This window comes from Streptomyces sp. NBRC 110035 (assembly GCF_000829695.1).
Lineage (GTDB): Bacteria > Actinomycetota > Actinomycetes > Streptomycetales > Streptomycetaceae > Streptomyces.
The window spans coordinates 1-25,365 of the sequence record NZ_BBNN01000060.1 but is presented as its reverse complement, the minus strand read 5'-3'; the positions used below and the strand labels follow the sequence as shown (position 1 = coordinate 25,365).

Annotated in this window: 21 protein-coding genes, 1 tRNA gene, 1 other RNA gene and 1 pseudogene; 8 read left to right on the top strand and 16 right to left on the bottom strand. The window is 70.0% G+C overall.

The window, feature by feature from the left end:
• The 9 genes from TU30_RS31595 to TU30_RS31555 form a co-directional block, all read right to left on the bottom strand.
• Positions 1-486: IS701 family transposase (locus TU30_RS31595; RefSeq protein ID WP_107068635.1), on the bottom strand; the 486-nt coding region annotated here is incomplete at its 3' end.
• A gap of 141 nt (positions 487-627) precedes the next feature.
• The gene (locus tag TU30_RS31590) at positions 628-993 is read right to left on the bottom strand and encodes a hypothetical protein (protein ID WP_042176769.1); all 366 of its coding nucleotides are present in this window, start codon (positions 991-993) and stop codon (positions 628-630) included.
• Between the two features lie 90 nt (positions 994-1,083).
• Complete coding sequence (locus TU30_RS31585; protein ID WP_042176766.1) at positions 1,084-2,097, bottom strand: thiopeptide-type bacteriocin biosynthesis protein; 1,014 nt, start codon at positions 2,095-2,097, stop codon at positions 1,084-1,086.
• A complete protein-coding gene (locus TU30_RS31580) occupies positions 2,079-3,311 on the bottom strand; it encodes a lanthionine synthetase C family protein (protein WP_042176778.1) in 1,233 nt (410 codons plus the stop codon). Before TU30_RS31580 ends, TU30_RS31585 begins: the two co-directional genes overlap by 19 nt.
• The gene (locus TU30_RS31575; protein WP_042176764.1) at positions 3,308-6,379 is read right to left on the bottom strand and encodes a lantibiotic dehydratase; all 3,072 of its coding nucleotides are present in this window, start codon (positions 6,377-6,379) and stop codon (positions 3,308-3,310) included. The genes TU30_RS31580 and TU30_RS31575 overlap by 4 nt, the downstream gene beginning before the upstream one ends.
• A 119-nt stretch (positions 6,380-6,498) precedes the next feature.
• On the bottom strand, positions 6,499-6,690 hold the full coding sequence (locus TU30_RS31570) for an FxLD family lanthipeptide (protein WP_012380187.1): 192 nt from the start codon (positions 6,688-6,690) through the stop codon (positions 6,499-6,501).
• A 52-nt stretch (positions 6,691-6,742) separates the two neighbouring features.
• The gene (gene fxlM / locus TU30_RS31565; RefSeq protein WP_042176761.1) at positions 6,743-7,975 is read right to left on the bottom strand and encodes a methyltransferase, FxLD system; all 1,233 of its coding nucleotides are present in this window, start codon (positions 7,973-7,975) and stop codon (positions 6,743-6,745) included.
• 206 nt (positions 7,976-8,181) lie between these two features.
• A complete protein-coding gene (locus TU30_RS31560) occupies positions 8,182-8,601 on the bottom strand; it encodes a DUF6415 family natural product biosynthesis protein (protein WP_042176759.1) in 420 nt (139 codons plus the stop codon).
• Positions 8,598-9,023: an ATP-binding protein gene (locus TU30_RS31555; protein ID WP_042176776.1), complete on the bottom strand. Its 426-nt coding sequence runs from the start codon at positions 9,021-9,023 to the stop codon at positions 8,598-8,600. The genes TU30_RS31560 and TU30_RS31555 overlap by 4 nt, the downstream gene beginning before the upstream one ends.
• Positions 9,024-9,613: 590 nt before the next feature.
• On the opposite strand from TU30_RS31555, the gene TU30_RS31550 reads away from it, so the two are divergent.
• On the top strand, positions 9,614-10,516 hold the full coding sequence (locus TU30_RS31550) for an XRE family transcriptional regulator (protein ID WP_234308055.1): 903 nt from the start codon (positions 9,614-9,616) through the stop codon (positions 10,514-10,516).
• The gene (locus tag TU30_RS31545; RefSeq protein ID WP_078878737.1) at positions 10,513-11,040 is read left to right on the top strand and encodes a GNAT family N-acetyltransferase; all 528 of its coding nucleotides are present in this window, start codon (positions 10,513-10,515) and stop codon (positions 11,038-11,040) included. The genes TU30_RS31550 and TU30_RS31545 overlap by 4 nt, the downstream gene beginning before the upstream one ends.
• A gap of 144 nt (positions 11,041-11,184) precedes the next feature.
• Here the strand turns inward: TU30_RS31545 and TU30_RS31540 are convergent, their stop codons facing one another.
• From TU30_RS31540 to TU30_RS31525, 4 genes are all read right to left on the bottom strand, one after another.
• Complete coding sequence (locus TU30_RS31540) at positions 11,185-12,954, bottom strand: relaxase/mobilization nuclease domain-containing protein (RefSeq protein ID WP_042176774.1); 1,770 nt, start codon at positions 12,952-12,954, stop codon at positions 11,185-11,187.
• Positions 12,944-13,621, bottom strand: coding sequence for a MobC family plasmid mobilization relaxosome protein (locus TU30_RS31535; RefSeq protein ID WP_042176753.1), 678 nt, complete (start codon positions 13,619-13,621; stop codon positions 12,944-12,946). Before TU30_RS31535 ends, TU30_RS31540 begins: the two co-directional genes overlap by 11 nt.
• Before the next feature lie 338 nt (positions 13,622-13,959).
• The gene (locus tag TU30_RS35020) at positions 13,960-14,922 is read right to left on the bottom strand and encodes a DUF2637 domain-containing protein (RefSeq protein WP_078878718.1); all 963 of its coding nucleotides are present in this window, start codon (positions 14,920-14,922) and stop codon (positions 13,960-13,962) included.
• Positions 14,923-15,348: 426 nt separating this feature from the next.
• On the bottom strand, positions 15,349-16,626 hold the full coding sequence (locus TU30_RS31525) for a DUF3631 domain-containing protein (protein WP_042176750.1): 1,278 nt from the start codon (positions 16,624-16,626) through the stop codon (positions 15,349-15,351).
• A gap of 293 nt (positions 16,627-16,919) precedes the next feature.
• On the opposite strand from TU30_RS31525, the gene TU30_RS31520 reads away from it, so the two are divergent.
• The 3 genes from TU30_RS31520 to TU30_RS31510 all read left to right on the top strand — a co-directional run bounded on the left by TU30_RS31520 (position 16,920) and on the right by TU30_RS31510 (position 19,186).
• Positions 16,920-17,435, top strand: a complete 516-nt coding sequence (locus TU30_RS31520) for a helix-turn-helix transcriptional regulator (RefSeq protein ID WP_158719405.1) — start codon at positions 16,920-16,922, stop codon at positions 17,433-17,435.
• A 189-nt stretch (positions 17,436-17,624) separates the two neighbouring features.
• Positions 17,625-17,930 carry a helix-turn-helix domain-containing protein gene (locus TU30_RS31515; protein WP_042176745.1) on the top strand — a complete coding sequence of 102 codons (306 nt, stop codon included), beginning with the start codon at positions 17,625-17,627 and terminating at the stop codon, positions 17,928-17,930.
• Positions 17,931-17,941: 11 nt separating this feature from the next.
• Positions 17,942-19,186, top strand: a complete 1,245-nt coding sequence (locus TU30_RS31510) for a tyrosine-type recombinase/integrase (protein ID WP_042176743.1) — start codon at positions 17,942-17,944, stop codon at positions 19,184-19,186.
• Positions 19,187-19,309: 123 nt separating this feature from the next.
• Here TU30_RS31510 and TU30_RS31505 read toward each other — a convergent pair whose 3' ends face one another.
• Together TU30_RS31505 and TU30_RS31500 are read right to left on the bottom strand one after the other, a co-directional pair.
• A complete protein-coding gene (locus TU30_RS31505; protein ID WP_042176770.1) occupies positions 19,310-20,227 on the bottom strand; it encodes a restriction endonuclease in 918 nt (305 codons plus the stop codon).
• Positions 20,228-20,591: 364 nt separating this feature from the next.
• Positions 20,592-20,676: transfer RNA gene (locus tag TU30_RS31500), tRNA-Ser, on the bottom strand.
• Positions 20,677-20,748: 72 nt separating this feature from the next.
• Between TU30_RS31500 and ffs the strand changes: the two genes are divergently transcribed.
• The 3 genes from ffs to purD all read left to right on the top strand — a co-directional run bounded on the left by ffs (position 20,749) and on the right by purD (position 24,775).
• Positions 20,749-20,847: signal recognition particle sRNA small type (ffs, locus tag TU30_RS33275), an RNA gene on the top strand.
• Between the two features lie 73 nt (positions 20,848-20,920).
• On the top strand, positions 20,921-23,302 hold the full coding sequence (locus tag TU30_RS31495) for a DNA polymerase III subunit gamma and tau (RefSeq protein ID WP_042176741.1): 2,382 nt from the start codon (positions 20,921-20,923) through the stop codon (positions 23,300-23,302).
• A 186-nt stretch (positions 23,303-23,488) separates the two neighbouring features.
• Positions 23,489-24,775, top strand: coding sequence for a phosphoribosylamine--glycine ligase (gene purD, locus TU30_RS31490; RefSeq protein WP_042176740.1), 1,287 nt, complete (start codon positions 23,489-23,491; stop codon positions 24,773-24,775).
• Between the two features lie 14 nt (positions 24,776-24,789).
• Here the strand turns inward: purD and TU30_RS35015 are convergent.
• Positions 24,790-25,365 (bottom strand): annotated as a pseudogene (locus TU30_RS35015) (IS5/IS1182 family transposase); the annotation flags it as partial.

Sequence of the window (25,365 nt, the reverse complement as noted above, 5' to 3'; positions counted from 1 at the left end):
CTGGGGTTTCGTCGCGAAGGTGTGGGTGTCGGGGATGCCGGCCGAGCGGCAGCGGTCCGGATCGTCGGTCCAGGAGCGGGGGATGTAGAGCTCGCGGTCGATCGCCGTGTGCCCGCGTGGGGCGGAGTAGGCGAGGTAGACGGCGACCTGGCTGTTCTCGATGCGTCCGGCGGTGCCGGTGTACTGGCGCTGGACGCCGACGGTGTGGGTGCCCTTCTTCAGGTCGCCGGTCTCGTCGACGACCAGGACGACGTCGTCGGTGCCGAGGTGATCGGCGACGAAGCCGCGCAGGTCGTCCCGGACTGCGTCGGCGTCCCACTTCGCCCGCGCGAGGAGGTGCTGGAAGCGGTCCGGGGTGGCGTGGCCCGTGTGCTCGGCAAGGGTCCAGCAATTCTTGCGGGGCAGGCCCGCCAGCAGGCCGAGGACGAACTCCCGGGCGTGCCTGCGCGGTTCGACCCGGGCGAACCGGCCGGCGATACCGCCCATCAGGACCTCGAAGGTCTCCCGCCAGCGGGCAGGCTCTATGCTGTGACCCGCGGCCACCAGCTGTTCTTCTGTCTTCACACACCGATGATCACTGGTGGCCGTACGCGTGCCCGCGGCACCCCCTACCAGCAAGATCACGATCTACGGCTGGAGTACTAGGTAGCCGAAGGGGGAGGTAGGGAACAGCACCTTGTGTAGCCTGATGGCCTCCGCTTCGGCTTCGTCATGCGCGAGCACGCACCAGTCGACGTAGGTGAGGTCACACACCGCCACGGGCGCGAGAATCTCCAACTCTCCAAGGCCGAGTCCGTTGATACGCCGCTGGAAGTGGGAGAAGTTATCCAGAACGGTGCCGTCTCGCTGATTCTCGGCGGCCATGGTGGCGACCAGCCGCACCGTTGCCCGGCCGGCGCGCTGCTGTGCCACAAGTTCACGAACAGCTTCAGCCTCGGGGCGTTCTTCCTCGACTGCGATGAGGCAGTTGGTGTCGAGCGTGAATGAAAGCACCGCGCCTCCTGGGTTTCGCTGACACGCTAGTCGGTCGGAATCGAGAGCCGCATGTGGCTGTGCCGACCGGTTGCTCACCGGCTGGTCGTCTCATGCGCCTTGGCCCTCCTTGTCCTCGTCGCCGTGCAGAATCGCTGCCCTGGCTGCCCAAGCCAGGATGCTCTGCCCGCGCATGGACAACCCGAGCCGGTTCCAGTGGAAGATCACGTGGTAGCTGAGCACCTGTCGCAGCCCGCGATCCAGTGTTCCGTCCTGGACGGCTTGCGCGAGTGTCTGGCCGGTGCTGCGGAACGCGGCGGCCCACTCGGCGACGGGCTCCAGCGGGCCCCCGGAGCGCAGTAGGGCGTCGCTGTCGGCGAGAAGGAGGGGGCGGATCTCGCGGGCTCGGGCGTTGAGCCGTTCCGGCGGAACGTCGCTGACGGCCGAGCGGTGTTCCGTCGTGATGACGCGGTCCCAGACATCGCCCTGCTCGTACCACTCCAGTCGGGCGGCGCGCATCATGATCGTGCAGAGGAGGACGGACAGCTCTCTGGGCCCGATGCCGAGGCCGCCGTGCTGGCGCAACTGCTGGATCTCTCGGCTGTCGGTGGCGAACAGGGCGTGCGCAGTCGTCATGCTGGTCTTCCCGCCGAACGCCGGAGTCTCCGGTTCGTAGATGCCGGGCCACCAGCGTTGAAGGTGCCCTTCGAAGACGAGGCGGTCGAAGGCGTCCCCGACGGTCAGCTTGGTGCCGCCTGCGGGCTGGACGCGGAGGCGCAGGCGCCAGCAGGGGTGCTTTCTGGTGTACCACCAGCCGTCGATCTCGATCGCGCCGGTGGCCTCCGCTTCGCGCAGGATAGGCAGGACGTGTGTGGTGAAGGTGGTGTCGGCGTTCGGCCAGTCGGTGAAGTGGAGGTACGTCTGCCACCAGTCGGTGGTGGCTGCGTGACGGGCCAGTGCTTCCCGGCCGGCCTGGTCGTAGACCGAGACCGCGTCGGATAGGACCATGGGGTCCATTTGGTACTGCTGCGCCGCGTTGGCGAGCGACATGCCGGCGAGGACAGCGAGGACGGCGTGCTGCGTCGGGCTCGGCTCGGTTGCCTGAGTCAGTTGATCAAGAGACATGCGTCCCATCCAGTGCTCGGGGTCTGGTGCGAGGCGAGGGTGGTGAGGGCGAGCGCAGAACCGGCATCACCGTTGATCAGTCCGGCCGTCGGGAGGCACCCGGGCCGGGCCTGCTCGGCGAAGGTGTCGCCGAGGAACAAAGGGAGGAACCGCAGCTGGGGGTCAAGAGCGTCGGCAGCGGCGCGGACGGCTGTCTGGTAGATCCCTGCCCAGCCATGACACAGACCCGTGTCGGTGACCTGTGCGAGCTGCTTCGCGTCGGTCAGGGCGCGGTACAGCGCGTCCTCGTAGAACTTCTGGAGCGTGGGTGAGCGCAGGGCGATCCCGGCGAGCTGGCCGGCCCGCGCGATGCCTGTCGTCCCGTAGCACCAGCTCGGACGTGTGGGTGCGTCGTGGTGGGGGTGCCCGCGGTCGAGATCACGCCGCGAGATGTGTTCGGGCCACCAGGGGCCGGAGTCATCGTGTTGGCACCAGGCGTCGAGCTGGGCGCAGATAGTGAACATCGCGTCCTGGTGGCCATGGACGGTGATGCCGCGGCGCAGGGCCTGGGCCAGGAGGAGCAGCGGGCCGGTGATGCCGTGCGCGGCGCCGAAGTTGCCGTGCCCGCCAGGGAAGTAGGGGGACTCGCCACGCGCGGGGTCGTGGCGGACCCACCAGCCGGGCAGCCTGCGGCCGTCGAGGGCGAGCGGCTGGGTCAGGGCGACGAGATACTGCAAGATCCTCTCCAGACCTGGGCCCTTGGGCTCGGTGCGCAGGAGGTAGGCGCCGATCCCCGTAAGTCCGTAGAAGAGGTCGTACTCCGCAAAGGTGGGCAGGTCGCCCCTGTCGATACGGGCGAGCGCGGCGTTCACGCGGCGGTGCGCGAGGCCGACGATGTGCTGGTGCAGCGTTGTGCGCGCCGAGGCGTACAGATGCTGGTAGGCCGGGGGAACAGTGGCGAGGAGGAAGCCGACGGCGGGGACGCCGAGGAACAGGCCCGTCTGGTCGGCCGCGCTGATGGGTGAGGAGGCCGCGCTTGCGATCCATCGGTGGGCGGAGCGCCAGGAGCCGCCGTGCCGACTAGCCAGCTCGATGTGGAGCAGGCTGATTCCGGCGGCGCCATCGGCGAGCGACTGCATCGCCCAGGGCTCCTGCGGAGGCGTCGGAGGCGGTTCCGCCAGGTGGGCGGCGTACTGATCCAAGATCGCCGCAGCGTTGGCGGCCAGTGTGGTCATCGGGCCGCCATCCGGTGTTGAAGGGCTGCCGTTCGCACGAGCCGGATCGTGGTCTCCTCGGCGCGCGGGTCGACGCCCAGAGCCCGGACGTGGTGCTGGTGCAGCAGCGAACGGGCGACGTCGAGTGGATCACGCTCACCGGCCAAGGCCGTGCGATAGGTGTCCACGACTGCGGCACGGGACCGCCACGCTTCGGTGACCTGGGGGCCGCCAGGAAGAGCCGCGAGCGCGGAGGCACCGTTCGGCGAGGCGAGTTCGAGCACCTGACGGCGCTGGGCTCGGCTCAACGGCCCGGTGCCCTGGGGGAGGTTCCGCACCAGCCACTCCTCGGCCGCTGCGGTGTCCCGCGCCAGGGGTGTGACGAGGCTCAGGGCGCTGGCGGCGGCGAGGGCCTGCGGCGCGAAGGCGTCGGTGCGCTCGGTGAGCTGGATCTGTGCGAGGGCGGCGGCGGAGTCCGCGGCGAACACCTGGTGTGCGGCGTCCAAAGCCGCCTTGCTGCCGAAGCGTCCGGTCTGCGGCTGGTACGGGGCCAGGACGAGCCCGGACGCCAGACCCGTCCTGTGCAGGTTGTCCGCCCAGGCGCGGACGTGTCGTGCGCCGGCTCCGTGTGCGTCTGGCGGCAGGTGCAGGGTGAGGTCGAGGTGCTGGTCGGCGTCCGGCCGGGCCATCTCCCGGTGGCGAGTGAACCACCAGGTCGGCGGCTCCTCTCCGAACGCGGCGAGCAGGTGGGGCAGGTGGTGGCTCAGGATCTCGTCGTAGCGGCGCGGATGGGCGTGGAGCTGTGCGTGGAGGACGCCGCCGGCTCCCGGGAAGTGCCTCCCGGCTGCTGTAGCAGTGGTAGCGCGCGGCCGGGGCACAAAGGGGGTGTGGGTGTCCGGCTCAGACCGGCCCAGGGAGAGCCAGATCTCGTGTGCCCGCCCGATCCAGCCGTGGGCATCTGCGTCCGGGACCTCGCGCAGCTCCACGCGCCGAGCGTTGTCAAGGTGCGCACGCAGGACCCGGAGGTGGACCGGATGGGATAGGTCGAGCGGGAGGCGCTGGTCGTACTCGATGACGGCGACCTGGATCGGGACCCGCAGCCGGTCCCGCCAGGCGGTGAAGGCGTCCTCCCACTCCTGCCTCGGGGCTTTGCGGCCCGGCAGGTCTTCGGCCATCAGTAGCCATCTGGCCTGCGTGAGGATGGTGCGGCGATAGCGGACCCGGGGGAGAAACGGGAGCCGGGAACCGGCGCCGAAGTCGAACGGCTTGTAGGCGGCGTACCGCCCGTGCCCCACCTCGGCGAGGAACCGTGCCAGCGGCGGGGTCTGGGTACCGCCTTCGAGGGCGTGCAGAACCCGCACATCTATGCGCCGGCCGGTGGAGAGCTGTACGAGCTGGAAACTGCGCGGGTCGGCGGTAACGGCGATGTCGGTGAGCCGGATCGTCGTCTCGTCGCTCTCCTGGTGGCCGGACAACTCGATGATGTGCGGCAGCAGTCGTGGTGTGCGGGTGACGTTCTCGTTGCGGTGCCGACGCGGCGGGAACACGAGCTGCGCCGTGAGGCGATCCGGTGCCCCGCTGTAGGTGGCGGCGAGGGCGTCTTGGTGCTCGGGCGGCAGGACGTGGGCGAACCGGCCCGCCATGCTGCTGCCGGGGCGGGGTGCCGCGGTGAGCAGGAGGTCGAAGGTGCCGTTGGACAGCGCCCGGGTGCTGGGGGCGTGGACCTCGAAGGCGGCCTCCACTCGGGGCACGAACAGCCGCTCGTCCGTTCCGGCGGCCTTCTCCAGGGCGTTGACCATGTCGTCCGTCAGCCGCAGTTCGTCACGGCCATCGAGGAGGACTTGCTGCATCAGCGCGAGCAGCAGTTCGTCGCGTTCGGTGCGTACCTTCAGGGCGGCCCCGCGTTCGGAGCCGATGTATCCGGCGGGGAGCCCGAGGCCGCTGTCGGCAACCAGGTCCATCACCGGTACGAGGGCGCCGACGCCGTACCGGACCCGGAACCGGCGGTGGTAGTCGCGCCAGTGCTGGTAGCCGTAGGGCTGTGGGGTGGTCCGGTAGAGGGCCGACACGGCTGCCTGCGCTTCCGCGATCACGGCCTGCGTGAGCTGGGTCTCGCAGTCGAGGGCGGTGTCAATGAGCAGCGGTGTCGGCGTGACGGGGGTGAGGGCGCGCATCCGCGCGGCGTTGGCGCTCACGTTGGTGTCGGAGAGCGTCGGCTGGTGGGCGGACATTTCGTCGCGCAGCGCGTACAGCTCGTGGACCAGGTCCCGCACCTCGGGGATGCCGTCCGCGCCGTGCCGTTCCAGCTCGTGGCACAGGTGCTGGAAGGCGTCCACCGTGGTCATGGGCGCCCACAGGCTGGTGATGAGGAACTGCTGCTCGACCAGGCTTGTGAGAAGAGCGTCGATCTGCTCCGGGGCGGCCTGCGGGAAGCCGTCGCGCAGGTGGCCGTGAAGATTGCCGTAGGGGATGGGGGTGCGGGCCGCGCTCATCGCGGCGGCCACCGGCCGGGCGTTGTGGACGGAGATCTCGACTGGGGCAAGCAGGACGGCGTGGCCGTCGGAGGGCGGGCCCGGCGCCACGAGCCGAGCGCCGCGCGTGTGGGCGGCGTTGTTGGCGACCAGCGGGAGCCGCTTCAGCAACGCGGGGGTGCGCTGAAGCCGGAGAACCAGGTCGGTGACCCACTCGGAGTCCGGCCGGATCAGCACGCGGTGCTTGTCGCGCCACCGCGCGGTCGCCCGGGGCCCGACCGTCACGGGACCGGTGCCGGCGAACAGTCCGAGCGGGGTGGGCCGGTGCTGCCACCGCAGGAGGTAGGAAACCGTCGATACGGCGGTGCGGCGGACGTGACGGGGCTCGGTCTGCCAGCCCTGGACGACTGCCTCGATGGCGTCGGACAGGACGGGGGTGGCCAGCTCCAGCGCGCTGCGGAAGTCCTCGCGCTGCCAGATGCGGTTCAGCCACCCGCGGGTGACGGTCACGTTGTCCAGGTCGAGGGTGCGGGGGATGTCTGCCGGCCCGGGGCTGGTGGTGGCGCGCAGCAGCGCGGCGCCCTGCCACTGGTAGTCGGCGACTGCTCGGGAAGCCATGGTGCCCTCCGTCTGGCGGGGCGGGTGAGGGGCCGGTGAGCCGGGCGAAGCACTTCGCCCGGCTCACCGGCAGGGAACGGCCTGCAATCAGGCCCAGTCCTCTGTGAAGGAGCTGCGGATCAGGCGGGGTCCTCCGTGAAGGAGCCGCAGGCGGAGGCGCCGGTCGCGCAGGTGGTGCCGCAGCCGTCGCCCGTCGAGCACATGAGCTTGCCGTACGCGTGCTCGGCGATGACGACCTTCACGTCCAGGGGCGCGAAGTCGTCGTCCAGGCCCGCCAGCGGGGCGGGCGGGGCCAGGGTGGCGCTCGTCATGGTGATGCCCTTCCTCTTGTTCGGATGGTGCGGGACGACCTGGCTCCCGGCGTTACGCCGGAGGCCAGGAGAGCGAGATCCGGCTGTGCACCTTGTCGATGACCCGGTCGGCCGAGATCTGGTCATCGGGGGTGTCGGCCGGATAGACCCGGATGACCGGGCTGGGGCCGCCGCGCCGGTTGGCCTCCCAGTCGCGCAGCATGTCGGCGACCTTGTCGGCGAGCTGCTTCGCGTTCGGGCCGAGGGCGTGCACGCCGTACTCGATGTGCTTGTTGTCCTCGGTGCGGCGGGTGACGAGGTAGGCGAAGGTGTCATCCTCGACGGCGGCGAGGGAGAACCGCTTGTTCACGGGGGCGACCAGACCCGTGTCCAGCTCGTCATCGACCGCCATGGTGCAGAAGCCGGGCAGGCTGATCGCCATGGCCATCTGGAGGGTGTCGATGAGTTCGGAGAGGCCGATGACGACGCCGGTCCACAGCTCGTGGCGCGGGAACGTGACCGCGTTGTCCAGCCGGTGCGGATCGGTCGGCAGACCATCATCGAACTTCAGCCCGATCTCCGGGGTTCCGTTGACCAGGAGGAGTTCCTCGCGGTGGGCGGTGGAGCCCTGCATCGGGACGAAGCCGCAGATCCGTGCCGACTCGCTCTCCAGGTAAGGGCCGTGCTCGCCCGTGACCTGGGTGAAGGCGATCGAACGGGTCAGGCCGCGCATCCGCAGCGGCACCACGAGACGGCCGCCCTGCTTGAGCTGCGCGATCCACGCCGGGGCGATGTCCCAGGCCCCGGCGGTCACCATGACGACATCGACCTCCCCGATGGGGAGGGGTTCGGCCGCGTCGGCGGTGACGACGCGGACCTTGTCGTAGCCGTTCTCCTTCAGGAGACGGGACGCGCGGTCGGTGACGGAGGAGTCGATGTCCACGGTGATGACTTCGCCGGACGGGCCGACGAGTTCGGCGAGGTAGGCCGCGTTCAGTCCGCCCGAGCCGACCTCCAGCACCCGCGTCCCGGGCTTCACCTGGGCCTGCTCCAGCATCATGGCCTGGATCTGCGGGGCGGAAACGGAGCTGAGCTGCACACCGTGCTCGTCGGTCTTGGTGATCACCGCGGCGTACGTCTCGTACGCCTTGTCGAGCGGGGTGTCGGGGATGAACGCGTGGCGGGGCACCTTGCGCATCACGGCTTCGACCTCCGGGGAGGAGATGTTGCCGTCCGCGCACAGCTCGTCCACCACCTTGTTCCGCAGGCGGGTCGCCTCGTCGGGCTCGACGGTCGTGTTCGTCATGGACTTCCTTCGGTCGTACGTGTTGGGGATGCAGGTCGGTTTCGTGTGCCGGATGGGCCGGGAGGCCAGGGGCGAACGTTCTCCGTTCTTGTCAGCTCACCAACGGGGCGGTGTGCTGGACGGCGAGCTGGGAGGCCCACGCCCGCAGAGGGTCGGTGCGTGTTGACCAGCCCGCCGAGCGGCACGCGGGTGGGTGGAGGCGTGGATCACTCGGTCCCCTTGATGTAGCGGGCCTCGATCAACTCTTCGATCAGGTCGGCGGTCACGAAGGCGAGACGCCGGGCGAGTCCGACAGCCTGCTGATGGGCGGCCGGCGTGCACTCCTCCCGCAGGGGGCGCGCTCGCTCGACGAGTCGGGTCATCTCGGCGGTGGGCGGAAACCTGTCGTCAGCCACCGTGATGTCGCTGAGCTGCTTCAGGTGACTGCGGAGGCGGTCGACCAGGGCGACGGTCGTCGCAACAGGCGGGGGATGATTGCCGATCACCGCGTCGAGATCGTCGAAGACCTCTTCGATGTCGAGCGGCTTCCAGACTCGGAATCGCTCCAGCACGAGCCGTAAGCCGTCTGCGTCGAGCGGTGGCGTCCACTCCTCGGCTGGGCGTTTCGGAGCCACTGCGGTGCTCACTGCTCTCTCCACGCCGAAGCCTCGATCACAGCCCAGGTGACCTTGCCCCACGGGTGTCTGTCGTAGCCCCAGCGCGAACTCATCGCCGCGACCAGACTCAGACCCCGGCCGCTCTCAGCGTTCTGGGCTGCCGTCTTCAGGCGGGGAGCGCCGTGCGAGCGGTCGGAGACTCCGATGCGGACGGCACCGTTGCTCGGACGCTCGATGATGACTTTCGACACGGGGGTCTCGGTGTGCTCGACGGCGTTGGCCAGCAGTTCGGTGACGATGATCTTTCCGCAGTCGGCCACGTCGTCGTCCATGCCCCAGGCCGCCAGCACATTGGAGACGAGAGCGCGGGCGCGGCTCACGGACTCACGGACGCACGGCACCTCCGCGTTGTAACCCGGGGCGCCGATCGCATTCGGTTGAGCGACGGTCATGGTCACGAGGTCTTTCCCTCCGGCGTGGGGTTCCCGGTCCGGACGAACGAGGCAGAGCCGGGCTTTCCTCCGTGCCGCCGTGCCGAACTCGACTCGGCGACCGATGACCAGTCAACGAGCGACGCGCCGGGCGCAACAGGAAGGGTCCCGGATTCGTGCATGCCCACCAACCGGAAGACTTTGCGTTCCCATTACCTGGGGTCTGGGCATCGGCGTGACGGCGGTACTACGTTCGGTACATGGGAGGGAATCTCGTTCTTCAGCACCGATTCGATCAACTCGGTCTTACGCAGGAGGAGTTGGCGGCTCGGCTGAACGCCGCGCTACAGGAGATCACCGGCCGGCCTGGCGACATCTCCTCCCGGACGGTCCGCAACCTGCTCAACGGATCAAGCCGACGCCCAATCGGACGCACTTGCGCCGCACTTGAGCGTGTGTTCGGCTGCCCCGTGGCGGACTTAGGGTTCAGCGCACCCAGCTCCATGCAACATCCCCCGGAGGGCCCCGTGCGGCGTCGCGACTTCATCGCTTCCACCACCGGAACGGCAGCCGCAGCCGTTCCGGTGGTCAAGCAACGTCGGTCAGTAGGCATGACGGACGTAGCCCGCGCCTCGGCCAGCATGAACCAGCTCGTGGAGGCCGACGACCGCCAAGGCGGACACGCCTCTCTGGCGACCGCAGCCCTCGAAGCTCGCGCCAAGGTGCTGGAGCTTCAGCAACGGAACGCCAGCGAACGCGTGCGCCGCGCCCTGTACGCACTCGCGGCCGAGTTCACCACCATCGCCGCCTGGTCGTGCATCGACCTACGCGACCTGGATACGGCCCAGACGTACCTGCACGAGTCGTCCACGTTCGCCGGCCTCTCCCAGGACCCGCCCACGGGCATGCGCGTGTGGGTCAACATGGCCATGCTCGCCTACCAGCGGAAGAACTGGCCGGAACAGCTCGCGGCAGCGCAGGCGGCCAACGCCTCTCCGGCCGCCCGTAGGGATCCGTTCTTCGGCTCCATGGGCCGCGTCCGCCTCGCGCTCGCCCATTCGTCGCTGGGGGACCTGCGGGCCGCTCGGCGGGCCCTGGGCACAGCGCAGGAGACCTTCCGGAAGGCGGCCGAGGACGAGCGTCCCCGGTGGACCGCGTTCTACGGGCCGGCCGAACTCAACCACCTCGCGGCGATCATCCTCAACCGCAACGGGGAGCCCGCCGAAGCCGAGGCGATGGCGCACCGCGCCCTGGCGAAAATCCCGGCGGAGTTCCAGCGCAACCGCGCGCTGGCCACTTGCCAGCTCGCGCTGGCACAACTCCGCCAGGGGGAGCCCGAGCAGGCCACGGCGACGGCGGCCACCGTCTTCACGATCATGGAGGGCGCTCCACTGCCTGGGCGCATGCGCACCCTGGTCGGGGACTTCCACCGAGACCTGTTCCGGCTGGCGCCGTCGACGACGTACGCCCGCGACTGGGCAGACCGAATGCGAGATGAATGGAGTCGAACGTGACCAGGGTGATCGACCTGCGGCACTACGCACAGGGAAGCCTCCCCGAAGGCTTCAGGCAGATGCTGATCGATGTGCACGCCGACGCCTACGCAGATGCGATGGACGACGAGTTCAACCAGCGTTTCCCGTGGTTCGTCGATCACTGGTCAGGGATGGACGGCTTCACCTGCGTCGTCGCCTTCGACGGCGACGAGCCGACCGGCTTCGCGTACGGCGCCCCGCTCCAGCCGGGCCGTGAATGGTGGCGTTCCACCGCGTTCGCGCCGAACAACGGGTACACCGCGACCTACGCCGTCTCAGAGGTCATGGTGCGCCCTCGGTGGCGGAAGCAGGGGATCTCGGAGCGGCTTCACGAAGCCCTGCTGAAGGAGCGCAGCGAAGATCTCGCGGTGCTCCTGGTCGATGTGACGCACCCGAAGGTGCAGGACCTGTACGAGACGTGGGGCTACGAGAAGGCGGGCGAGCAGCAGCCCTTCGCCGACTCCCCGGTGTACGCGGTCATGGTGAAGAGGTTGCACCCCTGAGCAGCCCTGCCTCCCCTACGCACGGCGTTACGTACCGGCTCAGTTCGTGATCACCGTCGGCCGCGAGCGTGTGGCCAGCCCACATGCTGCCGTCGCGCTCCTCGCTGAAGCGCGACGGCAGCTTCCAGCATGGGAAGATCCACGTCAGCGACCTGGGCGCAGGCGTTTCACGTCCACCGGCTGCGGCTGCGCGGCCGGAACGGGAGCTGCGCCCGTCTTCGTCGTCAGGTGCTTGCTGCGAGCACTGCGGGTGGCCGCGCTCCGAGCCCGCTGGCTGACTCGCTCGGCGGTGGCGTTCCGCAAGCGCCAGACCAGGACTTCGGCCGGTCGGTCCGCGGTGTCGAGTTCCCGTTGCCCGGACAGGTCGGCCAAGACCCGGCGGGACGGGGTGCCAGCGGACTCGGCCTGGGCGAGGGCGGTGGCCAGCGCGGGCCAAGCCGGGTCGGCCAGGATGCGGTGTGCGTGCTCGGGGATCGTGGCTCGGACGGCTGCGGCGAGCCGATCCTGTGCTTGGGGACTCGGGGCGCGTGCGGCGAGCTGGGCAAGGGCCGGCCGGGCGGCCTGCTGGTGGGCGGCCCGGAGGTGGACGAGGGACTGCTGGGCGGCTGCCGCCTGCTGCTTGTGACCGCGTTGGGCGTGCCACTCGGTGAGGGCGATGAGTAGGAAGACGGCGGAGGCGAGCGCCGCAGCGACGAAGTCGCCGTCCTTGCCGGTGGGTGCGGTCAGCAGCGTCCTTCCGGCCTGACGCAGGGCGTCGGCGGCCCGGTGCTCGGCTCGGATAGCGGAGCGGTTGGCGCGGTTGAAGGCGACGGCTGCCGCTTGCAGTTCTGCCCGGAGCTGGCGCGGCGCCGAGACTGCGGTGTTGTGCAGCAGCTCGGCGAATGCCGCAGCCTGAGCCTGCACTTGGGCGTCGGCCTCACCTCCTGCCGTTCCGCCGTTGGCCCTGGTGACGAGCGCGTAGGCGGTGCGCAGCTCCCCATCGGCGTGCCGCCAGGAGTCGCCTGCTTCTGCCCTGCTCGCGCGCAAGGGCGTGGCCCGTCGTTCAGCCTTGCTCTCGGCCGTGCCGAAGCGCTCGCGGAGCCGGTTCAGGGACAGGTCCGGAGCGAGTGCGGAGCCGCTGTAGAAGATGGGCTCGCCCTTGGCATCGGTGTCGTCGGCGGTGGCGAGGCTGTAGCCGGTGACTTCCCCGGTGACGGGACCGAGACGGCGTCGGACGTTGATCCCGAGAGACGTCAGCACGGCGAAGAACTCGTTCTCGTCGCGGGCTGCCGCCGCAGCGGCGTATGCGTGCTCGCGAAGCCAGACCCGTGCTGTGTTCTTGCGTCCCCGTCGTTGGGCCTTGGCGACTTCCGGCCCCGTCGGCGTCTTCGGCGCCGTCGCGTCACCGGAATTCAGCCGACGCAGACCGAGTTCGGCCTCGATCCTGCGGCATTCGGCCTGGGCCCGTCGGCCGTCGCCCTTGTTGCGGGGGCGGCGGCCGTCTTCTCGGACACTGGTCGCCATGATGTGAATGTGGTCCTCGGCGTGCCGTACGGCGATCCACCTGCAGGCGGCGTCGTCGCCGTGTTCGGCGATGCCAGTGGCGTGGACGATGCGGCGGGCGACTTCGGCCCACTCTTCGTCGGTGAGGTAACGGTCGCCCGGTGCGGTGCGGACGGGGCAGTGCCACACGTGCTGCGGCACCTTCTTGCCCAGCCGCTGCTCACGAAGCTTCACCGGCTGGTCGAGGTAGTCGGCCAGTTCGCTGAGGGCGTCGTGGTGTTGGTCGAGGGGTACGCGGCCGGGGTCGGTGATCCCGGGCATCGAGAACGCGGCGACGATGTGCGGGTCGGTGTGCTCGTTACGGCGGCCGGGGCCGAAGAGGTAGGACAGGAGGCCGCGGCTGCGGTCGCCGGTGGAGACGTCAGGCACCACGGTGACCACCTCCGGCCAGGGCCTGGTCCAGCAGCAGGCGGGCGCGCTGGGCGACCTGGTGCAGCTCGTTGAGGATCTCTTCGGCTCGGTCGGGCAGCTCGCCCTGGTGGATGGCGCGGACGAGCTGGTTGAGGTTGTTCCCGATGCGGCCGAACTCCCTGATCAACCTGCCGAACAGAATCATCAGGTCCTGGGTGGCCTGTGGAGATGGGAGCGGGGCGACGCCTTCGGGACGGCGGTCTGACAGGTAGGCGTGGGCGAAGGTGAGGGCGCAGTCCATGAGGTAGGCCGAGCGGGAGCGCTTCGCTTTGTGGGCGGCGAGGTCGATGAAGGCACGCTCCGCCGGTTCGGCCGAGCAGGTCAGTTGCAGGGTGCGCTTGGTCCCGGAGCGGGGCCGGTAGAGCACCTCGCTCAGGTGCCGACGGCGCTCGGCACCGGGTGCGGTGTCGGCGCAAGCAGGGGCAGGGACATCGTTTGCGGCGACACCGTGGTGCGTGAACACGTCGGTGTTCACGGTCGGCGCGAGGCGTACGGCAGGGTCGGCGGTTGGCTCGCTCGGCTCGGCGGGCGGCTGCTTGTCCTCGTGGAGGCCGCGCTCGGCCTCCTTGCCTGCCTCGGTCTCGGCCCCGTGGGCCGGGCTGGTGTCCGCCCCCGCCGGAGCGGACACGAGCGCGAAGTCCGCATCGCCCCCAGGCGATGTGGACTTCGCCCCAGCTCGCTCCGCTGTCGGATGGAGGGCGTCCCCGTCAAAGCCCTGGTCAGGCGTGGGCGGTTGCGCTGCTATGAGGCTACGGGGCGTCGAGGACTTGGCGTGCTTGACCTTGCGGGAGAACGGATTACGGCTCACGGGAAGTTCGGAGGCTCCTGCCTGTGTGCGGTCTGGGGTGGGCGGGGCGAGTGTCCGGGGACTCGACGGCTTTGCCCAGTCCGGCATCTCGTGTAGTGGACCGGGAAGAGGGCGCTGCCCGGAATCGGTTCGGTTCCGGGCAGCGCCGTGCGATGAAGTCAGTCGACCGGGTGTGGACGGGCGTCGGCACCCTGCCGCACCAAGGCCATCGCTTCGGTGAGCCGACCGGTGCCGGCGCCGAGTCCGGCGTCTGTGATGGCTTTACGGGCGCTGTCGCGGGTCAGTCCGGAACTCCCTGTATGGGCGGCGCTGATGACGCTGGCCAGCTCGGCGATAGAGGCCATCGCGGGACGTCCACCGAGGCTGGTTGCCGGAGGCTGACCAGAACCCCCTTGGGTGCTCTGGCCTGCGGTTCCTCGCCCCTGTCCGGGTTTGTCGTCGGCGTCGTCCGGGTCGTCGTCCTTGTCGTGTCCGGTTTCGGACGGGGTTCCGTCGGCCGCAGGTGAGGGGGTGGTCTCGGCGGCCACGCGGGTGGGCTCCTGCTGCTTCGGCCAGGCTGCCGTGGGCAGGTCCGCGCGGGCGATGTACGAAACCCCGGCCGCTTGCTCCGGTGCCGGTTGCGTACCGTCCTGGTCCTCAGGGGCAGTCGCGATCACCAACGTTCGAGCGGCGGAGGTACCGCCGTAGCGGGTGATCAGGATGTGCAGGTGGGTCGCTCCGGCCAGGGCGAGCGGTGCGATGGCGGACAGCACGGTGACGGTGCCGTCGCCCAGGTGGAGGGTGACTGCGCCGGGCCTGTTCAGGGCGAGGGCGTGCAGACCGTTGGCCCAGATGCTGGCGGCGGTCGCCGTGCTGAACAGCGTCCACGCGTACAGCCTTGCGGGCATCGGCGCTTCGCGCAGGACCAGCAGGGCGCGGACGCCGTAGGCGATAAACCCGTCGATCACTACGGGGAAGAGGTAGGCCAATTGGTCGCGGACGTGGACGGCGGTGGCCATCTGCCGCAGCGCGTCGTAGGAGAGGGCGCATCCGGCGATGCCGAGCAGGATGATGGCGAGCCGGTCCCACCAGGTGGCGCGGTGACGGCTGGCCGGTGCGGCGGGTATGGCGGTGTCGGGCATGGGCGCGGGTCCCCCTCGGGGCGTGGTCTGGAAGGTGGTGCGTGGTGATCCGTCTTGGCCGTCTTGCCGTTGACGCAGCAGGTCAGAGGCGGTACGGCAGGCGAGCGGCATGGCGTCTCAGCGCCGTGCGGGACGCGTCCTCGCCGAGCGGTCACGATCCGCCGGCGGACACGTCGGTGGGCGGGCGCGCCGGTAGTGCCGTGTCGTCGCATCGAGTGCCGGGACGGATGGCTATCCGTCTTGGGACGCTGTGCCGTCTTGGCTAGAACGGCTCTGACCTGCACTTATACGGCTGGGACGGCAGGGACGGCACGAGACGGATATGGATGAGGTCGCTTGCAGGGTTCGCGATGGCAGGCGGGCGTTTCGCGCTGCGGTCGCCCGGTATGGGTGCCGCCGACGAGCGGCCGACGGCACCCACGCGGGTCACTTGGCCGGTGTGTCTCTGCTGTCGTCCGAGCCGGTGTCGGGGTGAACGGTGGGGCAGTAGCGCTTCCAGGCGTCGGCGAACTTCGCCCGGGTGTAGCCCTTGAGCTGATTCCCGTCGGGCATGCGGACGTTGCCGGAGCGGATGCCGTACTCGCGCAGCAGCCCGGACAGCGCGCGCGGGTTCAGGCCACCGCGCCCGGCTTCGGCCCAAGGGGCCTCGGGGTCGGAGTTGAGCCGGTAGAGCAGGGCGTCGGTGGACACGCTTTCGGGATCGCCAGCGGCGGCGAAGGCCCGGCGGATGTCGGCGAGGATCCGGGCGTTGGAGGGGTTGTCCTCCTCAGCCTGGGCTTCGATGGCGACCATCTGCGCGCACGCGGCGCGGGCGCGCTCGGGCCAGGTGCCGCCCGCGAGGTCAGCGACGATCACCAGGGGCTCCCAGGTGTCCGCCGCTCGGTCCTCGACCGGCATCTCCGGCTCCAGGTGGAGGGCCTGTTCGGCCACCGAGGTGGTCCAGCGTGCGAGGCGGGCCCGTAGGGAGCGCAGGGTGGGGCTGTCGCGGCGGGTGCGGTACGGGCTCACCTGCTCGCCCTCCGCGCGGCGGCGCATCCGGATCACGACGGACCGGTCCATGATCGTGTCGGGCAGGTCGCCGATGCCGGCGAGCGCCGCCATGGCGAAGGTCGCGAAGGAGTGAGGCGTGTGCTCCTTGCCGACCACGCGGAGGACCGGTCGGCCGCGCTGGTGCCCGGCGTTGAGCAGGCCGCGCATCTCCTCGTTCTTCTCGGCGACCTTGGGGCTGCCGAAGATGGTGTCGGCTTCGTCCACGAGGAGGGTCGGCGGCTCGTCCGAGATGGAGCGGAAGATGGCCGCTGCCGTGGAGTTCACGGTGATGACGGGCTTGTGGACCGTCTCGGTGAGCAGGTCGAGCAGGCGGGACTTCCCGCACCGTTTCGCGGGGCCGACCACGGCCAGGCGCGGGGCGTGCTGCCACACCTGCTGGAGGTGGGTGGCCGCAATCCATAGCACGGTCGCGTCCAGGGCCTGCTCGCTCGGGAGGACCACGAAGCGGGCCAGGGCGGCGCGCAGTTCGTCCAGCAGTGCGGCGGCGTCCGGCTGCCCACGGTCTGGGGACGGGGTGCCGGTCGGATGGGGTGCCGTAGGGGCGGCGGGGGCGGTACTCTCGTTCATGGAGATCCTCACTCGGCGGCTCCGGGGGGCAACCCGGTCCGCCGCAGTTGACTGTCCTGGGATGGGCGGTGGCGAGGTTTCCTGCAGCCCCCGGTGTTCGTAGCGCCGGGGGTTTTCGCGTTCCTCGGGGCACCTACGTGCTTCAACCTCCTAGCGATTCGCTTGGATATGCCATTACGGCATAAGTGTGCATGAGCGTCCGCCTCAAGTCAACCGTTCAGCGCATTGGAGAATTAATCTCATGTGGCATGTCTGCTGCTCAAGCTCATAGTGACGCGCGTCACATGTGCGAGTATTCGCTTGCAGGTTGGGGTATCCATGCTGGTATGGTTTAGGGGTGGAGGCGCGACGACCTTCGCTTGCCGAGAAGGAGAAGGGAGGTGAAAGAAGTGGACGATGCCAAGCCGCAGCGCTGGACTCCGTCGGAGGGGGAAGCCCTGGTGGCGCACAACCTGAAGGTCCTACGGATGACGGCCCGCCTGTCCCAGGAGGACATGGCGGAGCGCATGCGCCGCCTGGGCTTCAAGATGCACCAGACCCAGATCGCCAAGATCGAGAACGGTACCCGGGGCATCAGCTTCAACGAGGCGCTCGGCTTCGCCAAGGCCCTCGGCGTCCCTGCTGGCAACTTCATGCTCGAAGCCGTCGCCAGCCACGACGATCCCCACTGGGAGCTGCAGGAAGCCGCCTTCGACATCCAGAAGGCCGAACAGGAGCACCAGGTCGCCCAAGACCTCGCCGACGCCGCGAAGGCCAGACTTGAGGCCGCGGAAGCCCGATACGACGAGATCGCCGAGCGCCTCGGCGTCGAGCCCGACCCGCGGAGTCTCTCCTTCTACCCGGCTCCGAACTCGCCCGGGGATCCGCTCCGCAGCGGCTCAGCCGACGACGACTAGCCGCTCGGCGGAGATCTTCTCAGACGCCTGGGCGCGGTCCCTGTAGCCCGTCCGCCGCCCCCATCCACCGGTGTCCCTCGGTGCTACGAACACCGAGGGACACCAACGTGGACACCGATCCAAGCCCACCGCCCATCCCGGACAGTCCAGCGGTCGCGTTGCCCCGTGACCGTCGAAAGGCGATCCTGCATGCCCACCACCCCGCCCCCTCTCACCCGCATCGCCGACGCGCTCGGCGTCCCCGAGCAGCGGCTCCGCACCCTCGTGCTGGAACACACGGCACCCACCCCTGACGCGACCCTCGCCGCGCTCACCGTCGAGGAGGCCGCCCGCCGCCTCGGCGTCGGCCGCACCACCATGTACGCGCTCATCGCCTCAGGCGAGGTCGGCTCCGTCCTGATAGGCCGCCTGCGTCGAGTGCCGGCCGAGGCCCTGGCCACCTACCTCGCCAGCCGCTCCCAGGCAGCCGACCCGACCGCCGCCCACGCGGCCTGAAGGGGGCGGACATGGCCAAGACCCGCCAGCCCAACGGTGCCTCCTCGATCTTCCTCGGCAAGGACGGCAAGTGGCACGGCTACGTGACCGTCGGCGTCAAGGACGACGGCAAGCCCGATCGGCGCCATGTCAAGCGCAAGACCCGCGCCGATGCCACCAAGGCGGTCCGCGAACTGGAGCGCAAGCGCGACTCCGGCACCGTCGGCAAGGCCGGGCAGACCTGGACGGTCACGACCTGGCTGACCCACTGGGTCGAGAACATCGCCGCACCACACGTGGGCGAGAACACCATCGACGGCTACCGCGTCGCCGTCTACCACCACCTCATCCCCGGCCTCGGCGCGCACCGTCTTCCCAAGCTGGAGCCCGAGCACCTGGAGCGCTTCTACACCAAGATGCAGAAGGCCGGCAGCGCCGCCGGTACCGCGCACCAGGTCCACCGCACCGTGCGCACGGCCCTCAACGAGGCGGTGCGCCGAGGTCACCTCACCGTCAACCCCGCCTCCGTCGCCAAGGCGCCGCGCCTGGAGGAGGAAGAGGTCGAGCCTTACACGGTCGAGGAAGTGCAGAAGCTCCTCGACCTGGCCAACAAGACCCGGCACCCGGCGCGCTGGGTCATATCCCTGGCACTCGGACTGCGTCAGGGCGAGGTTCTCGGGCTCAAGTGGACGGACGTCGACTTCGAGCTGCGGGTCATGACGGTCCACCGCAACCGGCTGCGGCCCCGGTACGAGCACGGCTGCGGCAACCGCTGCGGGCGCAAGCCAGGCTACTGCCCCCAGAAGGTCAACATCCGACGTGAGACCAAGGACACCAAGTCCCGCGCCGGACGTCGGCCCATCGGCATCCCCGAACCTCTGGTGCGACTCCTGCTCAAGCACCGGCGGGAGCAGGAGCGGGACCGCCGACTGGCCGGCGACCTCTGGACGGAGAAGGGGTACGTCTTTGCCTCCCCGACCGGCGAGCCCCTCAACCCGAACACCGACCACCACGAGTGGAAGGACCTCCTCAAGGCGGCGGGTCTGCGCGCGGGCCGTCTCCACGACGCCCGTCACACGGCGGCGACCGTCCTGCTGATCCTCGGCGTCTCGGACATGGTCGTCGACGCGATCATGGGCTGGGAGCCTGGCAAGTCCGCCCGGATGCGTCGCCGCTACCAGCACCTCACTAATCGGGTGCTCACGGACACCGCCGACAAGATCGGCGGCTTGCTCTGGCCGCTGCCCGAGGATTCGCCCGCAGATAGGTCTCGGTAACAGGGGGAGGCACCAAGCGCGAGGGTAGAGACCACGGGGGACACTCCAGGGCCTCACCCTCGCGCGGCTCTCACCTCACGGACTCACGGACCGGCCGTTCCCCAGCGATCTTTCGTGCACCGGCTATTCGTTCAAGATCAATGACGCGGGGAAGTAGCAGCTACCGGTGTCGTTCGCATGCCTCTTCTTGCGGCTGAGAAGTTCGTCGAGCGTGATGTGGCCATCAAGCACGAGGAAGAGGTCAACGCCTTCCATCGTGATGAAGCACGTGCCGTCGGCGTAGCGCTCCCTGGCACCCTTGGTGAAGCCATGGACGCTGATGTACAGCCCGAGCGTGTTCGTCGTCTTGTGCCGCACCTTCTCGACGAAGCTGCCGAGGTAGTGGACTTCGACCGGTTCTTTCAGCCACTTCGCTTCCACGACGTAGACGTCGGTGTCGTACGTGATGGAGCCATCGATCTGCTCGTAGGGCAGGTTGTAGGACAGCCTTGGCTCCAGGTCAAACAGGCGGAAGAGCCGGTTGAGGAAGGGCTCAAACTCGCGTCCGGCCTTCTGGCGGTTGGGTTCCGCCTCAAGGCGCAGGAACTCGTCCTTCAGCTCACTCAGCCGTTCGGAGAAGCTGCGCCGGCTGTCCGAGACCGCTCGTTGAGCCGCGAGGTCGCTGGCGAACTGGGCGTCGTCAGCGATCAGGCCGCGGTGGCGGTCGACACACTTCTTCAGCTCGGAAACGGCTTCCCGCGCCTCGGCTATGAGTGCGTCGGCGTCCGGCAGTCGCCGCAGCTTGGGGAAGCTGGTCATCTCTGAGACTTCGACCATGAGCCGCAGGGCAAGCTCCGTATAACGCGGCTCGTCTGCGTGGAGACGGTCCACGAAGTCCTCGGCCGTCTGCCACTTGTACCCGGTGAAGTTGATCCCGGCGACCAGCTCCGGGTGGCCCTTCGCCCACCGGCGGATGAAGCCCTCCAGGTCGTTCTTGTACCAGAAGATGTGCTTGAGGGCGACCTCCAGAGCACCGTACGCGGCCGGACTGATTGGCTTCATGGACACGGGCTCGACTGCCACCTTTCACGCCTCTGGCCCTGATTTGCTTGATGACCCGTCATCTCGGCCAGATGATGCTACTCGGCGTCGCACCGTCTTCTGGAGTGGATGAGCGCCTCGCATCCGTGGGGCGGCCGAACAGATGGTGCCGGAGCCCATGGGCGGTGTCTTTCGGTGTGACAGCGGGCAGCGGCGGGTGATGGCAGCCGCCGGTGGCCAGCGAGGGGATCATCTCGGTGGTGCGTGTGGCAGAGGTCGGATCGGCGGTGACTGTGACGACTGCAACCCAAACTGCAACCCCCGGAACGACGAAGGCTCCGACCAAGATCCGGTCGGAGCCTTCGTTTGCCCTGGTGGGCGGGTGCGGAGGATACGAGATTCGAACTCGTGAGGGGTTGCCCCCAACACGCTTTCCAAGCGTGCGCCCTAGGCCTCTAGGCGAATCCTCCGCCGGGAACATTACATGACCGAGGGCGGTGCTCGCGAACTCGTTCCCACCCCGCGACATGGGGTAGCCTTTGCGCAGCCCCTCACGCGGCGCTATCTGACTGAACTCCCCCAGGGCCGGAAGGCAGCAAGGGTAGGTTGGCTCTGGCGGGTGCGTGGGGGGCGTTCGCGTTCCCGGCGTCCGGATCGTCGGCGCGGCGCCGCGGGCGGGGTGGGTTGTCGGCGGGCGCCTATAACCTCGTAGACGTGTCGTCTCTCGCGCTGTACCGCCGCTATCGCCCGGAGTCGTTCGCCGAGGTCATCGGGCAGGAGCATGTCACCGACCCGTTGCAGCAGGCGCTGCGGAACAACCGGGTCAATCACGCGTACCTGTTCAGCGGGCCGCGCGGCTGCGGCAAGACGACCAGCGCGCGCATCCTCGCCCGGTGCCTGAACTGCGAGCAGGGTCCCACGCCGACGCCGTGCGGCCAGTGCCAGTCCTGTCAGGACCTCGCGCGGGGCGGGCCCGGTTCGATCGACGTCATCGAGATCGACGCCGCGTCCCACGGTGGTGTGGACGACGCCCGTGACCTGCGTGAGAAGGCGTTCTTCGGGCCCGCGGGCAGCCGGTACAAGATCTACATCATCGACGAGGCCCACATGGTCTCCCCGCAGGGCTTCAACGCCCTGCTCAAGGTCGTCGAGGAGCCCCCGGAGCACCTCAAGTTCATCTTCGCGACCACCGAGCCCGAGAAGGTCATCGGGACGATCCGGTCGCGTACCCATCACTATCCGTTCCGGCTGGTGCCGCCCGGCGTCCTGAGGGACTACCTCGGTGAGGTGTGCCGGCGGGAGGACAGCCCCGTCGAGGACGGGGTGCTGCCCCTCGTCGTGCGGGCCGGTGCAGGGTCCGTGCGTGACTCGATGTCCGTCATGGACCAGCTGCTCGCCAGCGCGGGGCCCGACGGCGTGACGTACGCCATGGCCACCTCCCTGCTCGGGTACACGGACGGCTCGCTGCTCGACTCCGTGGTCGAGGCCTTCGCCACGGGGGACGGTGCCGCGGCCTTCGAGGTCGTCGACCATGTGATCGAGGGGGGCAACGACCCGCGCCGCTTCGTCACCGATCTGCTCGAGCGGCTCCGGGACCTGGTGATTCTCGCCGCGGTTCCGGACGCCGCCGAGAAGGGGCTCATCGACGTTCCCGCCGACGTCGTCGAGCGGATGCAGGCCCAGGCCGGCGTCTTCGGCGCCGCCGAGCTGAGCCGTGCCGCCGACCTCGTCAACGAGGGGCTCACCGAGATGCGGGGCGCCACCTCGCCCCGGCTCCAGCTCGAGCTGATCTGCGCGCGCGTGCTGCTGCCCGCCGCGTACGGCGACGAGCGGTCGGTCATGGCCCGCCTGGACCGGATCGAGCGGGGCGTGAACTTCTCGGCGGGCGGCGCCGCAGCGGGTATGCCCGCCATGGGGTACGCGCCCGGCGGCGAGGGGCACGGCGGGCACGTGGGGCACGGCGGTGGGGGTGGGGCTCCGGTTCCGCCGGCCGCTCAGGAGGGCCGGCCGCAGGCGCCGGTTCCGCCGGGGGGCGGTCCGGCCGCGGCCCGCGCGGCGGTACGGGGGCAGGGCGCGCCGGTACCGACGCCGGACCAGCCGCAGCCTCAGCCTCAGTCGCAGCAGTCTGTACCGGCTCCGGCGGCCGCTCCGGCACCCGCCCCGGCCGCGGTGTCGAACGAGTCTGCGCCGCCTGCACCCAGTGCGCCCGCTCCCGGCGCCTGGCCCACCGCAGCCTCCGCCGGGAGCGGGCGGCGGCCCGGTGGCTGGCCCACGGCTGCCGCGGCGGGCGGAGGACAGGCTCCGGCCTCTGCGGCCGCCGCTCCGAGCACCCCCGCCACCGGCGCCCCGGCGCCCGCGCCCGCGTCCACACCTCCGCACCCGTCGGCCCCCACGCTCTCCGGAGGCGGCGGGCTCGACCCTCGGACGATCTGGCCGAACATCCTGGAAGTGGTCAAGAACCGTCGTCGCTTCACCTGGATCCTGCTCAGTCAGAACGCCCAGGTGACCGGGTTCGACGGGACGACCCTCCAGATCGGCTTCGTGAACTCGGGCGCGCGGGACAACTTCCTGAGCAGCGGCAGCGAGGACGTGCTGCGCCAGGCCCTGGCCGAGCAGTTCAACGTGCAGTGGAAGATCGAGGCCGTGGTCGACCCTTCCGGGGGCGGTGCGGCGGCCCCGGCTCCGGCCCCGGGCGGCAGCCCCATGGGAGGCCGTGGCGGCGGGGGCGGTGCGGGGTACGGCGCCGGGAGCGCGGGCGGCGGGTACGGCGGTGCGGGCGGCGGCGCCGGTCAGCGTCCCGGTGCCGCCCAGCCGACGGCTCCCCCGAACGCTTCGGGTTCCTCGGGCCCGGCTGCCCCGGCCGGTCCTTCCGCCTCCGCGCAGTCGGGCGGTGCCCCGTCGGCCGCCTCCGTGCCCAGGCCCGCTCCCGCCCCGGCCCCCCGGCCCTACGCCCCGGAGCCGCCGCCCCCCGTCTCTCCCGAGGACGACGTCCCGGAGGACGACGACCCCGACCTGGACGAGTCCGCCCTCTCCGGTAAGGAACTGATCGTCCGGGAGCTGGGCGCGACGGTGGTCGAGGAGATCACGAACGAGTGAACGGGTGGACGGGTGGACGGGTGGACGGGCGAAGGAGTGAACCGGCTCAGTGGCTCGGAGGCTCGGCGAACCGGGCCGGCCCGGCCCGGTTCGCCGTCCGGGTGGGAGGAAACCACGAACCGGTCCGCCCCGGTCCTTCGGAAGCCCGCACGAAGCGAATCCCCCGGATCCCGTTAGGCTGACCCCGTGAAGGTCCTCGTCATCGGCAGCGGTGCCCGCGAACACGCCCTGTGCCGTTCCCTGTCCCTCGATCCCGACGTCACCGCGCTGCACTGCGCCCCCGGCAACGCCGGTATCGCCGAGGTCGCCGAGCTGCACCAGGTCGACGCGCTGGACGGCGCGGCCGTGTCCGCGCTGGCCACACGGCTCGGCGCGGACCTCGTGGTGGTCGGCCCGGAGGCCCCCCTCGTCGCCGGTGTCGCCGACGCCGTGCGCGACGCGGGCATCCCCGCCTTCGGTCCCTCGAAGGAGGCCGCGCAGCTCGAGGGCTCCAAGGCCTTCGCGAAGGACGTCATGGCGGGAGCAGGCGTACCCACGGCACGTTCGTACGTCTGCACGACTCCCGAGGAGGCCGCCGCCGCCCTCGACGCCTTCGGCACGCCGTACGTCGTCAAGGACGACGGGCTCGCCGCCGGCAAGGGGGTGGTCGTCACCGACGACATCGAGGAGGCCAAGGCGCACGCCGGCGCCTGCGAGCAGGTCGTCATCGAGGAGTACCTGGACGGCCCCGAGGTCTCCCTCTTCGCCGTGACCGACGGCGTGACCGTGCTGCCCCTGAGGCCCGCCCAGGACTTCAAGCGCGCGCTGGACGGCGACGCGGGCCCCAACACCGGCGGCATGGGGGCGTACTCCCCGCTGCCGTGGGCCGATCCGAAGCTGGTCGACGAGGTCATGCAGTCGGTGCTCCAGCCGACCGTCGACGAGCTGCGGCGGCGCGGAACGCCGTTCTCCGGTCTCCTCTACGCCGGTCTCGCGATCACCTCGCGCGGTGTCCGCGTGATCGAGTTCAACGCCCGCTTCGGCGACCCCGAGACGCAGGTCGTGCTGGCCCGTCTGAAGACCCCGCTGGCCGGGGTGCTGATGGCCGCCGCCACCGGAAACCTCGCCGACATCGAGCCGCTGCGCTGGAGCGACGACGCCGCCGTCACGGTCGTCGTCGCCTCGCACAACTACCCCGGCACCCCGCGCACCGGCGACCCGGTCACCGGTCTGGAGGAGGTCGCCGCGCAGGACGCCCCGCACGCGTACGTGCTGCACGCGGGGACGAGGCGTGAGGGCGACGCGATCGTCAGCGCGGGCGGCCGGGTGCTGTCCGTCACGGCGACCGGCGAGGATCTCGCCGAGGCCCGCGACCGTGCCTACCGCGCGGTAGCCCGCATCCGCCTCGACGGTTCCCAGCACCGTACGGACATCGCCGCGGAAGCGGCCGAGGCGGCACAGGCCGCACAGGCGGAGCAGGCGGCAGGCGCGTAGGGCGCGTAGGCGTTACTGTCGTGGACGGTGGCAAGGGTGGTGACCACGTTCGTGATCAGGTTCGGCACCTCCGGCTCGCAGGTCTCGGTCAGGGGGACCTTGTACCCGTCCCACGGAGTGTCCCGTTCGACACTGCCCCTGGCCTCGATGTCATAGGGGGTAACCAGGCGCAACGCGCCCGGCGGGCGGTCCTTCGGGTCCCGCCGCCTCACCTCGCCCTCCACCAGGTGGAAGTGCTGGACCCATACCTGCCGCAAGGTCTCCACCTCCGTCGGGGTGTTCGTGCCAGGCGGTGCGTCAGCGGCGAAGACCGTCCCAAGCAGACGCATCCCGTCACGACCGACCCGCGAGCCCACCTCGTCACGCCTGGTGCGAGCCTTGGGGAACCGGGAGTCCTCGGCCCTGGTGGCGTAGTGCCTGAACCAGTCCGGCTCCGCGATTCCCACCAGCCGGCCCGGGACAGTCCGGGCAAGTGCGTCGAGCGCGGAACGCAAGGTCTCGGACACCATCTCCAGCCAGGACGGCTCCCGTACCGACGACAGCACATGCGTAGCGTCGGTGCGGGCCCGGCCTGTCGTTTTCAGCAGGCC

What these genes read in the sequence shown, in the direction of transcription:
- TU30_RS31585 (WP_042176766.1), bottom strand. Translation starts at nt 2,097, where the DNA reads ATGTCTCTTGATCAACTGACTCAGGCAACCGAGCCGAGCCCGACGCAG.
- TU30_RS31580 (WP_042176778.1), bottom strand. Translation starts at nt 3,311, where the DNA reads ATGACCACACTGGCCGCCAACGCTGCGGCGATCTTGGATCAGTACGCC.
- TU30_RS31575 (WP_042176764.1), bottom strand. Translation starts at nt 6,379, where the DNA reads ATGGCTTCCCGAGCAGTCGCCGACTACCAGTGGCAGGGCGCCGCGCTG.
- TU30_RS31570 (WP_012380187.1), bottom strand. Translation starts at nt 6,690, where the DNA reads ATGACGAGCGCCACCCTGGCCCCGCCCGCCCCGCTGGCGGGCCTGGAC.
- fxlM (WP_042176761.1), bottom strand. Translation starts at nt 7,975, where the DNA reads ATGACGAACACGACCGTCGAGCCCGACGAGGCGACCCGCCTGCGGAAC.
- TU30_RS31555 (WP_042176776.1), bottom strand. Translation starts at nt 9,023, where the DNA reads ATGACCGTCGCTCAACCGAATGCGATCGGCGCCCCGGGTTACAACGCG.
- TU30_RS31550 (WP_234308055.1), top strand. Translation starts at nt 9,614, where the DNA reads ATGACGGACGTAGCCCGCGCCTCGGCCAGCATGAACCAGCTCGTGGAG.
- TU30_RS35020 (WP_078878718.1), bottom strand. Translation starts at nt 14,922, where the DNA reads ATGCCCGACACCGCCATACCCGCCGCACCGGCCAGCCGTCACCGCGCC.
- TU30_RS31515 (WP_042176745.1), top strand. Translation starts at nt 17,625, where the DNA reads ATGCCCACCACCCCGCCCCCTCTCACCCGCATCGCCGACGCGCTCGGC.
- TU30_RS31510 (WP_042176743.1), top strand. Translation starts at nt 17,942, where the DNA reads ATGGCCAAGACCCGCCAGCCCAACGGTGCCTCCTCGATCTTCCTCGGC.
- TU30_RS31505 (WP_042176770.1), bottom strand. Translation starts at nt 20,227, where the DNA reads ATGAAGCCAATCAGTCCGGCCGCGTACGGTGCTCTGGAGGTCGCCCTC.